The sequence below is a fragment of the Serratia sp. NA_112.1 genome, assembly GCF_052691715.1.
The window spans coordinates 332,481-345,114 of sequence record NZ_JBQZFO010000001.1; the positions used below are offsets into that span (position 1 = coordinate 332,481).

Genomic DNA, 12,634 nt, shown 5'->3' on the forward strand with positions numbered 1-12,634 from the left:
TGCGATGCTCCGCATTTTTCGTGAAACAAACGGTTGTTTCCGGGCGTGGCTTGTTGGAACATAGGCGGTTATGAGTAGCGCTTTGCATTGAGGAATAGTGAAATGAGTGAGGCTGAAGCCCGCCCAACCAATTTTATCCGTCAGATCGTTGATGAAGATCTGGCGTCCGGGAAACACAAGTCAGTCCATACCCGTTTTCCGCCGGAGCCAAATGGCTATCTGCATATCGGCCATGCGAAATCCATCTGCCTGAATTTCGGCATCGCTCGAGATTACCAGGGCCAATGCAACCTGCGTTTTGATGACACCAACCCGGTGAAAGAAGACATCGAGTTCGTTGAATCAATCAAACATGACGTCGAGTGGCTGGGCTTTGAGTGGAGCGGCAACGTTCGTTACTCCTCTGATTACTTCGATCAACTGCACAACTATGCGGTGGAGCTGATCAACAAGGGCCTGGCTTACGTCGACGAACTGTCGCCTGAGCAAATCCGTGAATATCGCGGTAGCCTGACTGCACCGGGTAAAGACAGCCCGTACCGTGGCCGCAGCGTGGAAGAGAACCTGGCGCTGTTTGAAAAAATGCGCAACGGCGAATTCGCCGAAGGGACCGCTTGCCTGCGTGCCAAGATTGACATGGCTTCCTCGTTTATCGTGATGCGCGATCCGGTGTTGTACCGTATCAAATTTGCAGAACATCACCAGACCGGCAACAAATGGTGCATCTACCCGATGTACGATTTCACCCACTGCATTTCCGATGCGCTGGAAGGGATCACCCATTCGCTGTGTACGCTGGAGTTCCAGGACAACCGCCGTCTGTATGACTGGGTGCTGGATAACATCACCATCCCTTGTCATCCGCGTCAGTATGAGTTCTCGCGTCTGAATCTTGAGTACGCCATCATGTCGAAGCGCAAGCTGAACCTGTTGGTGACCGAGAAAATCGTTGAGGGCTGGGATGATCCGCGTATGCCGACCGTTTCCGGTCTGCGTCGCCGTGGTTATACCGCTGCGTCAATCCGCGAATTCTGCCAGCGTATCGGCGTGACCAAGCAGGATAACAACGTCGAAATGATGGCGCTTGAGGCCTGTATTCGTGAAGAGTTGAACGAGAACGCACCGCGTGCGATGGCGGTGCTGGATCCGGTGAAGGTGGTCATTGAAAACCTGACCACCGGCGTGGAAATGGTAAGCATGCCTAACCACCCGAGCAAGCCGGAAATGGGCAGCCGTGAAGTGCCATTCAGCCGTGATATTTATATTGATCGCGCTGATTTCCGTGAAGAAGCCAACAAGCAGTACAAACGCCTGGTGCTGGGTAAAGAAGTTCGCTTGCGCAATGCCTACGTGATCAAGGCGGAACGCATTGAGAAAGACGCTGAAGGTGAAATCACCACTATTTTCTGCAGCTACGATCCAGAGACCTTGAGCAAGGATCCTGCCGATGGCCGCAAGGTGAAAGGCGTGATCCACTGGGTGTCTGCCGAGCATGCGTTGCCGGCGGAAATTCGCGTGTATGACCGTCTGTTCAGCGTGCCAAACCCGGCGGCGGCAGAGGACTTCCTCACCACCATTAACCCGGAGTCACTGGTTATCAAGCACGGCTTTGTTGAGCCGAGCCTGGCGGCCGCGCAGCCTGAAAAAGCCTTCCAGTTCGAACGTGAAGGTTATTTCTGCGCTGACAGCCGTGACTCTTCGGCCGAGCACCTGGTGTTTAACCGCACCGTGGGCCTGCGCGATACCTGGGCTAAAATTGGCGCCTGAGTGCTGATCAAAAGCTAATGTGATAAGGCGCAACTTCGGTTGCGCTTTTTTTATGCCTGTCAGCCTCGTTTTCTCCCCGCGACTACTTTTAATTCCCCAATCTATTTTTAAATTTTAATCTGGTGGTTGTATCAGCAATTTCTTGATAAAAATCAGCAGTCATATAACATTACCTTATATATTCGTGATGCGAATTAATGTCATTTAGAGAGCGCTCTCATATTTTTTCTTTTGGCTGACTTTTTTGCTTGGGCTGAAACCATTAATCGTCTCTGATTGACCTGGTATTGGAATTTATTCTGATTTAATTGAATTTTTTATTCGACACCCTCTTTGCATAGCCACGTAACATAATCTCATCGATATGTGCTCTTTGTCATACTTTGACAAATCTCTCTCATAATTCATTTGATAATTCGCGTCGCGAAAAATAGTCTGTCTGTAGCAATAAGTGCTGTGGGATTTTAACCCGTCGGCAACATTTTTTACCCGATTGGGTTTTTATTAGCGGTCGTGCAGGGCAGTGGTGAACACGGGCGACTGCAACTTTTAAAGTTAAGTCAAAGAGGAATTTCATTATGGGTACGCACGGTGCTCAGCGTAAAACGCTGGCGCTCGCAGTCGCGGGTGCGCTGTTGGGAACAGGGTTTGCCATGGCCCCTGAGGCGAAAGCCGCAGGATTTATCGATGATTCCACGATGACCGGCGGCGTGTATTACTGGCAGCGTGAACGTGACCGTAAAGATCTTAATCCGACCAGTGACGATTACAACAAATACACCACCAACCTGTCACATTCGACCGCCAACCTGAGTCTGGATTTCGCCTCGGGCTATGCCTGGGACATGTTCGGTGTGGATGTGGGGGCCTTTACCGCCATTGAGCTGGCCGAATCCAGCGCCAGCGGCCACCCGAATGAAATCGCGTTCTCCTCCAAAAACCGTACCTATGATGAAGACTATTCCGGCGATAAAGGTGGCATCAGCCTGTACAAAGCCGCCGGTAAATTCAAATATGGCCCCGTCTGGGCTCGCGCCGGTTACATCCAACCAAGCGGGCAAACGCTGCTGGCGCCACACTGGAGCTTTATGCCTGGCACCTATCAGGGGGCGGAGGCAGGTGCCAAGTTTGACTACGGTGATGCCGGTGCGTTGAGCTTCTCCTACATGTGGACCAATAAGTACAAGGCTCCATGGCATATCGAGATGGATGACTTCCGCCAGAATGACAAAAAAACCGGCGTCTCCTATCTGCACTCTTTGGGTGCCAAGTATGACTTCAAAAATGATTTGGTACTGGAAGCGGCCTTCGGTCAGGCCCAGGGCTATGTGAACCAGTACTTCACCAAGGCATCTTACAAGTTTGATCTGGTGGGCAACCCGCTGACTACCAGCTATCAATTCTACGGTACCGAAGACCGTATCAGCGACAAGAACGACCCGAACAGCATTTACGACGGCCTGGCTTGGCTGCAGGCGTTGACCTTCGGCTACACCACCGGTCAGTTCAACTGGCGTCTGGAAGGTACCATGGTCAAGGCTGAGGGTAACCAGGGGTACTTCCTGCAACGCATGACCCCAACCTACGCCTCCTCTAACGGTCGTCTCGACGTCTGGTGGGATAACCGTTCCGACTTCAACGCCAACGGCGAAAAAGCGGTTTACGCCGGGGTGATGTACGATCTCAGCAACTGGAACCTGCCGGGTATGGCAGTGGGCGGTTCTTATGTTTATGCCTGGGATGCCAAGCCAAGCACCAACCCAATGTATGACCAGAGCCAGCGTCTCAAAGAGAGCGCCTGGAGCCTGGACGCGCTGTACACCATTCAGGAAGGTCGCGCCAAAGGCACCTTGCTGAAACTGCACTACACCCAGTATGACAATCACACCAATATCCCAAGCTGGGGTGGCGGTTACGGCAACATCTTCCAGGATGAGAAAGACGTCAAATTCATGGTTATCGCACCATTCACCATCTTCTGATGCGTTCCCCGGCGGCAACGCCGGGGACAGCGTTTTTGACACTTAACGGGAAAGTTTTGATGAAAAAAATCATGCTGATGTTAGCCGCCGTGGTCACGCTGAGTGCCTGTGTGCCGCCGGCCGCACCGCCGGAAGACGCCAAACTGAAACAGGCCTACAGCGCCTGCATTAATACCGCTGAAGGCTCACCGGAAAAACTGCAGTCGTGCCAGGCGGTATTGAACGTGCTGAAAAAAGAGAAGCAGCACCAGCAGTTTGCCGAAAAAGAAACGGTGCGGGTGATGGATTATCAAAACTGCATTCAGGCGGTTCACAGTGGTAACGGCCAGGCTTATGACGCCAAGTGCGGCAAAATTTGGCAAGAGATCCGCGATAACAATAATTAAGGATGATGTTAAAAATGAACAAATTCAAATTGAGTACGCTTGCCGCATTAACGGCAACCGTTGGATTATTTGGCAGCGTGGGGAATGCGCTGGCCAATCAGCCGCTGGTGGATCAACTGAGCCAGTTAAAATTGAATTTGAAAATGGTGGATAACCGGGCTGCCGACAGCGGCCTGGATTGCGGAAAACTGGGAGCCGATTGGGCGGCCTGCAATAAGGTATTGATCAGCCTGACCAACGATCATCAGGAGATCAACGGCCACGACTGGGCGATTTATTTCCACAGCGCCCGTCAGACCATGAGGGTGGACAACGATCAATTTAAAATAACCCACCTGACCGGTGATCTGTACAAACTGGAGCCTACCGATAAATTTACCGGCTTCCCGGCAGGTAAAACGGTTGAGATCCCGATTATTGCCGAATATTGGCAACTGTTTAAAACCGACTTCGTACCACGTTGGTACGCCACCTCGGGCGATGCCAAGCCAAAAATTCTGCTTAATACCGATACCGAAGATCTCAGTCAGTTTGTGACCCCCTTTAGTGGCGATCAATGGAAGCGCATCGAGGGCGACAACAATATCCTGATGACTCCGACCTCCCGCTTTACCAAAAACGCCGAGTTGAAAACCTTGCCTGCCGCCTCTTTGCGCGGGCAGATCGTGCCGACGCCGTTACAAGTGAAAGTGCATCCACAAGATGTGAGTCTGAGCAACGGTGTGGCGCTGGAGTTGAGTGCGCTGGCCAAACCGGCCGCGGACGCAGCCACCCAACGTTTTGCACTGTTGGGCATCACCCATAACGCGGCGGGCTACCCGATCAAAACCGATATTCAGCCGGGTAAATTTAAAGGTGAACTGGCAGTGTCGGGAGCCTATGAGCTGAAAATTGGCAATAAGGAAGCGCGGGTGATTGGCTTCGATCAGGCAGGGGTGTTCTATGGCCTGCAATCTATTCTGTCGCTGGTTCCGACCGACGGCAGCGCTAAAATCGCCACCCTCGACGCCAAGGATGCACCACGTTTCCAGTACCGCGGCATATTCCTCGACGTGGCGCGCAACTTCCATCAGAAAGATGCGGTACTGCGCCTGCTCGATCAGATGGCAGCTTATAAGCTCAATAAATTCCACTTCCATCTGAGCGATGACGAAGGCTGGCGCATTGCCATCCCAGGCTTGCCTGAACTGACTGAAGTCGGGGGGCGGCGTTGCCATGACCTGAGCGAAACTACCTGCCTGCTGCCACAGTACGGGCAGGGGCCAGAGGTGTATGGCGGCTTCTTCTCGCGTCAGGACTATATCGAGATCATTAAATACGCCCAGGCGCGCCAGATTGAAGTGATCCCGGAAATCGATATGCCGGCACATGCCCGTGCCGCCGTGGTTTCGATGGAGGCGCGCTATAAAAAGCTGCATGCCGCCGGTAAAGAACAGCAGGCCAATGAGTTCCGCCTGGTGGATCCGACCGATACTTCCAATACCACCTCGGTGCAGTACTTCAATCGTCAAAGTTACCTTAACCCTTGTCTGGATTCGTCCAGGCGCTTTGTTGACAAGGTGATGGGTGAGATTGCCCAGATGCACAAAGAGGCCGGGCAGCCGCTGCGCACCTGGCACTTTGGCGGCGACGAAGCGAAAAACATTCGCCTGGGGGCTGGCTATACCGACCAGACCAAGCCGGAAGCAGGAAAAGGCATCATCGATCAGAGCAAAGAAGACAAGCCTTGGGCGAAATCCCAGGTGTGCCAAAAGATGATCAAAGACGGCAAAGTCGCCGATATGGAACATCTGCCAAGCTACTTTGGCGTGGAAGTCAGTCAACTGGTGAAGGCGCAGGGCATCGACAGGATGCAGGCCTGGCAGGACGGCCTGAAAGATGCGAAAAACGCCAAGGCTTTCGCCACTCCACGTGTTGGGGTGAACTTCTGGGATACGCTGTATTGGGGCGGTTTTGATAGCGCCAACGACTGGGCCAACAAAGGCTATGAAGTGATCCTTTCCAACCCGGATTACCTCTATATGGATTTCCCCTATGAGGTGAACCCGGACGAGCGTGGTTATTACTGGGGTACCCGTTTCAGCGACGAGCAGAAAATGTTCAGCTTTGCCCCGAACAACCTGCCGCAGAACGCCGAAACCTCGGTTGATCGCGATGGCAATCACTTTACCGCCAAGAGCGACAAGCCATGGCCGGGCGCTTACGGTATTTCTGCCCAGATGTGGAGCGAAACTCAGCGCACTGACGATCAAATGGAATATATGATCTTCCCGCGTTCACTGTCGGTGGCCGAGCGCGCATGGCACCGGGCGGGTTGGGAGCAGAATTATAAGGCGGGGCGTGAATATAAAGGTGGTGAAACCCACTTTATCGACAGCAAAAAACTGAACCGCGACTGGTTGCGCTTTGCCAATATTCTTGGCCAGCGTGAATTGGCAAAACTGGACAAGGGTGGCGTGAGTTATCGGCTGCCGGTGCCGGGTGCCCGCGTAGCCGGTGGCAAGCTGGAGGCTAATATCTCGTTGCCGGGTCTGGGCATTGAGTATTCCACCGATGGCGGCAAGCAATGGCAGCGTTACGATGCCAGGGCCAAGCCAGCGGTCAGCGGTGAGGTGCTGATCCGTGCGGTCAGCCCGGACGGCAAGCGTTATAGCCGCACCGAGAAAGTGTAACTCCTGAACCACGGCCCGTCTGTTCGCCGGCGGGCCGTTATTGATGGTTAACAGCAGCGACCGGCGGTAATCAGCGATGAATTCGATACGGCTGACCTTTATGGTCGTTGCTTTTTTTTCTGGCATTGCCGGGGCACTGCAAATACCGACCCTGAGCCTGTTCCTCACCACCGAGGTTCGGGTGACTTCATTATGGGTCGGTTTTTTTTATGCGGTTAATGCCGGGGTCGGCATCATTGTCAGCTTTTTGCTGGCGAAAAAATCAGATCGCCAGCGTGACCGGCGCCATTTGATTTTAATCTGTTATTTATTGGCGGCGGGAAACTGTCTGTTATTTGCTTTTAATCGCAATTACCTGACGTTAATTACCGCAGGTGTGCTGTTAACCGCCATCGCCAATACGGCGATACCACAATTATTCGCCCTGGCGCGGGAATACGGAGAGAGGTCATCGCAAAACGTGGCGTTGTTCAGCGCCATCATGCGCGCCCAACTCTCTCTGGCCTGGGTTTTTGGCCCGCCATTGGCTTTTATGCTGGTGGTGAATTATGGCTTCACGGCGATGTTTATGTTTGCTGCCGGCATATTCCTGCTGGTCACGCTGCTGGCCTGGTGGATATTACCCGAGGTGGCTCGCCCGTCTGTGGGTAATGAAATCGCCATACCGCAAAAAACGGTCTTCGATAAAGACATTAGCCGGTTATTTTTTGCCTCGGTATTGATGTGGACCTGCAGCGCCATGTATCTGATTGATGTGCCGCTGTATATCGCGGCCGAGTTGGGTTTGCCGCAAAGTCTGACCGGTTGGATGATGGGCATCGCCGCCGCGATCGAAATCCCCATCATGATCCTGGTAGGGCGTTATGTAAACCGGGTGGGCAAGCGCCTGATGATGGCGGGGGCGATGGTGGCCGGCATACTGTTTTATGCCGGGATGCTGTGGTTTACCTCGGCCGCCGGGTTGCTGGTCTGGCAGCTGTTTAACGCGATATTTATCGGCATTATCGCCACCGTCGGCATGTTGTATTTCCAGGATTTGATGCCGGAGCGGGCGGGCATGGCCACCACTTTATTCACCAACAGTATTTCCACCGGTGTGATCCTGGCCGGAATATTACAAGGGATCCTGACCGAGTACGGGCCGCATTCCTCCGTTTATCTGTTAGCCATATTACTGCTTTGTATTGCTTTACCTGTCGGTTTTAAAACCCGGGAAGTTTAGGTGGTTTCTGAGTGAGTCGTTTATTTTTAAACACAAACAAGGATATACGATGGCTATATTGGTGACGGGCGGTGCCGGTTATATCGGTTCGCATACGGTATTGGCACTGTTGGAAAGGGGGGAGGAAGTTGTTGTACTGGACAACCTGTCGAACAGCTCGCCAGAGTCTTTGTTTCGGGTGGAGCGATTAACCGGTAAAAAAGTGATTTTTTATCAGGGAGATATCCAGCAACATCATTTGCTGGATCATATTTTCCGCCAGCATGATGTTCATGCGGTTATTCATCTTGCGGGTTTGAAGTCGGTGAGAGAATCTACCGAAGAGCCACTGAAGTATTATCAAAATAATATTTCCGGCTCATTGATCGTACTGGACAGAATGCGCCATGCTGGTGTTAAGCAATTTATTTTCAGCTCTTCAGCCACCGTCTATGGGCCGGCAGAATATACCCCACTGACGGAAAGCTGCCGTGTTGGGCAGACCACCAATCCTTACGGAACCTCAAAGCTGATTGTCGAGCAGATCCTGGCGGAGTTCGCTTCCACGGCACCGCAGATGGCAATCACCGCGCTGCGTTACTTTAATCCGGCCGGGGCGCACGAGTCCGGCTTGATTGGTGAGGATCCCGCCGGCATTCCCAATAATCTTCTGGCTTATCTGGCGCAGGTGGCTATTGGCAAACTCGCGGTGTTGCCGGTGTATGGCAACGACTACCCTACCAGCGATGGTACTGGGGTACGTGATTACATTCACGTTATGGATTTGGCCGAAGGGCATTTAAAAGCGCTGGATAATCTGCAGCCAGGTTTTAACGTCTATAACCTGGGCACCGGTAAAGGCTACTCGGTGCTGGAGATTATTCGGGCGTTTGAACGCGCCTGTGGCTTCAAAATCGCCTACCAATTTAATCCCCGGCGTGCGGGAGACATTGCCGAGTGTTGGTCCGACCCGTCACTGGCGGCAGAAAAGCTGGGCTGGCAAGCCAAACGCAGTCTGGAAAAAATGGTGTGCGATGCCTGGTCATGGCAGAGCAAAAATCCGCAGGGTTATGGCTCTTCGGTGCCGCTGTCATCGATAAGGATGCTGGCCGATGAAGCTTAACGACGGACATTTGGGGGTTATGCAGGATGATCTGTTCCGGGCAGAATACGAAGCGCGGATCAGCGACCTGAAGTTTGAGTTCGTTAAATATCAGCGCCAGACTTCACCGGCACGGCTGGAAAGCTATCAGCGTGGGGTCGCGCAACTGCGTGAGTGGCTGGCAGCGCATGGGGATTTATTCGATGCCGCCTGCTGTTCTTCACTATTTTGTGTGCCTACTCGCCCACTGGCTGCGAGTGAAAAACGGCTGCACCGTATCTGGTTGGGGGGCGCCATACCTGACGACGCCAGAGAGGTTATCTCTCAGTGGGGCGACGCGCAGCAGGCGGTGGCTAGCGCCGAGACAAATGACTGGGTCGGCATGTTATGGGTTTGGGACGCGCAGCAGTTGGCAAGGGATGCGTATTTCCTCCCCGTACAGGTGATAAAAGGCGGCTACCTGGGGGAGTATGATGCGGGCAATCATCGCTTGCAGGTACATTCGCTGAGCGAACTGGCGCAAAAAAGGGTCGGCGACAATCTGGGCTTTATCCATCAACTGCACGATAAGCGCTATTACGCCACGCTTTCTGATTACTTCCGCTTTCTGATTTTGATCGAGATGGGGGGGCTGTACATGGATATCGATACCATACCCCACCGGTCGGCGACGCTGTTTTTGAGCAAACCAGAGGTGCCTGATTATCTTCAGTTTCTGGCTGAGGGCGAGGTCAGCCACGTCAGCTGGTTGAATCTGTTTCTTGATGAAACCGGCATGATTATCAGCCGGAAAGGGGACATTTCGCTGTGCCGAATGCTGGCGGGGTTGGATCAGATCTATGCGGCGGAAAGCGGCGAAGTGCCGGACAAGAATTCGGTTTATGAACGGAAGCTGTTTGATCCCTTTTATCAGCTGTGGAGCCGCCACATAGGCCGGTCTTTCCTCAGTCACGATCGCTTCTGCCAGGATTATGGCGTCCATTATGATGCGCACCCACAGGCAGTCACCTGTGGTATCCGTGGCATGCGCCTGTTGGAGGATGTGATCACCAATGAACGGTTACCGCTGTCGCAGGAGGAACAGCACAGCTACCGGCAATGCGTCAGCCGCTTAGAACAGGTGGACTGGCAGCTTGAGCAGCCGCTGGATCTGGCTCGTTATGCGGAAATATTCACCGTTGATGAAGTACCTCGCATGGCCTATCCGGCGCAGATCCGTTCCGATATCGACCATTACCACTATTATTCCGTGCTTTCCCATGACCGTACGCTTGATCGGGTAAATCAACTTTTTGGTGAATACCTGATCGCCGATAACCGGCGACGGATTACGGCGGGTAATTACTGGTGCCCGACCGCTGGAGTAGGGGACGCGGTGTTACCGGAGCAGGGCGGGGCATTGCATTTTCTACCGGGGCGGCAGGCGAGTGCAGCCGATAAGACTCGCATGGCAAAGCTGATTTTCACCACCAGTTACCTTGAATACTGCTCTATCGGCAATCGAGCTGGGCTGGATCTGGTGTCATTGCAGCAGGCGCAAAATATTGAGCCTTATCTCGGGCTGATCACGGTAGCTTACGATCGGCGTGGAGAGTTTGTCGGCTTTTTTAATGCGGCCACCATCAGCGAGCTGTATGGCATAGAAGCGGATTATCATTATCGCGATGAAATAAAACCGCTTGATGAGGCTTATGACAGCTTTGTGCAAAGCCTGTGCACTGCTGACGATTATTTCATCTGCAGTCTGGCAATCGAGAGTCAATTCCGCGGACAAGGGCATTTTAACCAATTGTTTGCGCTGATAAAGCAGCGAGCACAACAGCACCAGGCGAAAAATATCGTGCTATGTGTATGGCAACGCAGTGATGCCAGCCAAATTTATCTGAACAAGGGGTTCCGTGTTCGAGGTGTATTCGATCACGCCTGGCCGTTGTTTTTTGATCGGTTGCTGTTTCTTGAGTATGAGCTGTGAAGAGGTTTGCCCATCCGCGTGTCGGCGGGTGAGTTGACGGTGAAGTGAGTGTAAGTGGGAAGACGGAAAGAAGTGCCTCTGCAATTGTTGTATTTCAAGCTGTGAACTTTCCCCGGGCCTGTCCGGGGATTTTTTTATCTGTTCAGTTAAGGCGGTTCTTAATGCCGGTTAAGGGCATTATTTTTTATCGTGCAGAGTTTCGTCTTCGCGGCAGTCACCAATTGCACAGTGGCCGTACAGGTACAGGCTGTGGTTGCTGAGCTTAATGCCGTGTTGCTTGGCGATATCACGCTGACGAACTTCGATTGATTCATCGCTGAATTCGATCACTTTGCCGCAGTCCAGGCAAATCAGGTGATCGTGGTGATGCTGCTGGGTCAGTTCGAACACGGACTTGCCGCCTTCGAAGTTGTGACGGGTCACAATGCCGGCATCATCAAATTGGTTCAGTACGCGGTAAACCGTAGCCAGGCCAATTTCTTCGCCCATATCTATCAGTTTTTTGTACAGATCTTCCGCACTGACGTGATGGCATTCCGGATTTTGCAGTACTTCCAGGATTTTGAGTCGCGGAAGCGTGACTTTTAAGCCGGCCTTCTTCAATGCGGTGTTGTTGTCAGTCATGCGGATTCAGTCCTGTTACTATGCTAATCAAGTTGAGGCGTTCTCGCCTGTGGCATCGGTCGGCACAAAGAGTTAATTGCGTCTCATTATAGAACCGGTTGACCTAAATAGAAACCGCCGGTTGTTAACAAAGATATAATTGCACTATTGCATGTTGCACACGCAACGTCTTGATGGGCGGGATAAACCGATAACTCAGTCTACCTTGACGATGTGGGAAGTTACAAATATGTATCTTCGATTGCAGTAATCAGTACTGCCAATGATGGCCCTGCTGGCAACACTATGCACTTTGCAGGGCTTTTGTTCAACGTTTGGCGTTAGCCGACGATTTCGGCCAGGCTCAGCTCTTCGACGATTTGTTTTACCCAGCCTTCAACACGCTCATTGGTCAGCTCAGGTTGACGGTCTTCGTCAATTGCCAGACCAATAAAGTGGCTGTCGCTTGCCAAACCTTTTGAGGCTTCGAAATGATAGCCTTTGGTTGGCCAGTGGCCGACTATGGCAGCGCCACGCGGTTCAATGATGTCGCGGATGGTGCCCATTGCATCACAGAAATATTCTGCGTAGTCTTCCTGATCGCCACAGCCAAACAGGGCTACCAGCTTGCCGTTGAAGTCGATGTCTTCCAGCGTTGGGAAGAAGTCATCCCAGTCGCACTGGGCTTCACCGTAGTACCAGGTTGGGATACCGAGCAACAGAATATCGAAGCCTTCCAGGTCTTCTTTGCTGCTTTTGGCGATGTCGTGAATTTCGCACACATCGTCACCAAACTGTTGCTTAAGAATTTTCTGGATCATCTTGGCAATGTTTTCGGTATTGCCAGTGTCGCTGCCAAAGAAAATGCCTACATTAGCCATATCGCGTATAACCTTTAAATTCAATAAATTGCATTACACGATGTTAGCGATGACCACGATAACACCGA

At 52.4% G+C, this 12,634-nt stretch carries 9 protein-coding genes; 7 read left to right on the top strand and 2 right to left on the bottom strand.

Annotated elements, in window-relative coordinates:
- The first annotated feature begins 102 nt into the window (after positions 1-102).
- From glnS to ACUTQ5_RS01715, 7 genes are all read left to right on the top strand, one after another.
- A complete protein-coding gene (glnS, locus tag ACUTQ5_RS01685; protein ID WP_445649809.1) occupies positions 103-1,767 on the top strand; it encodes a glutamine--tRNA ligase in 1,665 nt (554 codons plus the stop codon).
- Between the two features lie 578 nt (positions 1,768-2,345).
- Positions 2,346-3,749, top strand: coding sequence for a chitoporin ChiP (gene chiP, locus ACUTQ5_RS01690; RefSeq protein ID WP_445649810.1), 1,404 nt, complete (start codon positions 2,346-2,348; stop codon positions 3,747-3,749).
- Between the two features lie 59 nt (positions 3,750-3,808).
- Positions 3,809-4,135, top strand: a complete 327-nt coding sequence (gene chiQ, locus ACUTQ5_RS01695) for a ChiQ/YbfN family lipoprotein (protein ID WP_445649811.1) — start codon at positions 3,809-3,811, stop codon at positions 4,133-4,135.
- A 14-nt stretch (positions 4,136-4,149) separates the two neighbouring features.
- Positions 4,150-6,807, top strand: coding sequence for a beta-N-acetylhexosaminidase (locus ACUTQ5_RS01700; RefSeq protein ID WP_445649812.1), 2,658 nt, complete (start codon positions 4,150-4,152; stop codon positions 6,805-6,807).
- Positions 6,808-6,883: 76 nt separating this feature from the next.
- Positions 6,884-8,029: an MFS transporter gene (locus tag ACUTQ5_RS01705; RefSeq protein WP_445649813.1), complete on the top strand. Its 1,146-nt coding sequence runs from the start codon at positions 6,884-6,886 to the stop codon at positions 8,027-8,029.
- Positions 8,030-8,078: 49 nt separating this feature from the next.
- Entirely contained in the window at positions 8,079-9,131 is a 1,053-nt protein-coding gene (galE, locus tag ACUTQ5_RS01710) for a UDP-glucose 4-epimerase GalE (RefSeq protein ID WP_261090236.1), read from the top strand.
- Entirely contained in the window at positions 9,121-11,082 is a 1,962-nt protein-coding gene (locus tag ACUTQ5_RS01715) for a glycosyltransferase (RefSeq protein WP_445649814.1), read from the top strand. Before galE ends, ACUTQ5_RS01715 begins: the two co-directional genes overlap by 11 nt.
- Positions 11,083-11,259: 177 nt before the next feature.
- Here the strand turns inward: ACUTQ5_RS01715 and fur are convergent, their stop codons facing one another.
- Together fur and fldA are read right to left on the bottom strand one after the other, a co-directional pair.
- A complete protein-coding gene (gene fur, locus ACUTQ5_RS01720) occupies positions 11,260-11,706 on the bottom strand; it encodes a ferric iron uptake transcriptional regulator (protein ID WP_135315525.1) in 447 nt (148 codons plus the stop codon).
- Between the two features lie 320 nt (positions 11,707-12,026).
- Positions 12,027-12,566 carry a flavodoxin FldA gene (gene fldA / locus ACUTQ5_RS01725; protein ID WP_012005674.1) on the bottom strand — a complete coding sequence of 180 codons (540 nt, stop codon included), beginning with the start codon at positions 12,564-12,566 and terminating at the stop codon, positions 12,027-12,029.
- Positions 12,567-12,634 lie beyond the last annotated feature (68 nt).

Bases quoted from the DNA above. Each gene is read 5' to 3' on its own strand.
- glnS (WP_445649809.1), top strand. From the start codon at position 103: ATGAGTGAGGCTGAAGCCCGCCCAACCAATTTTATCCGTCAGATCGTT.
- chiP (WP_445649810.1), top strand. From the start codon at position 2,346: ATGGGTACGCACGGTGCTCAGCGTAAAACGCTGGCGCTCGCAGTCGCG.
- chiQ (WP_445649811.1), top strand. From the start codon at position 3,809: ATGAAAAAAATCATGCTGATGTTAGCCGCCGTGGTCACGCTGAGTGCC.
- ACUTQ5_RS01700 (WP_445649812.1), top strand. From the start codon at position 4,150: ATGAACAAATTCAAATTGAGTACGCTTGCCGCATTAACGGCAACCGTT.
- ACUTQ5_RS01705 (WP_445649813.1), top strand. From the start codon at position 6,884: ATGAATTCGATACGGCTGACCTTTATGGTCGTTGCTTTTTTTTCTGGC.
- galE (WP_261090236.1), top strand. From the start codon at position 8,079: ATGGCTATATTGGTGACGGGCGGTGCCGGTTATATCGGTTCGCATACG.
- ACUTQ5_RS01715 (WP_445649814.1), top strand. From the start codon at position 9,121: ATGAAGCTTAACGACGGACATTTGGGGGTTATGCAGGATGATCTGTTC.
- fur (WP_135315525.1), bottom strand. From the start codon at position 11,706: ATGACTGACAACAACACCGCATTGAAGAAGGCCGGCTTAAAAGTCACG.
- fldA (WP_012005674.1), bottom strand. From the start codon at position 12,566: ATGGCTAATGTAGGCATTTTCTTTGGCAGCGACACTGGCAATACCGAA.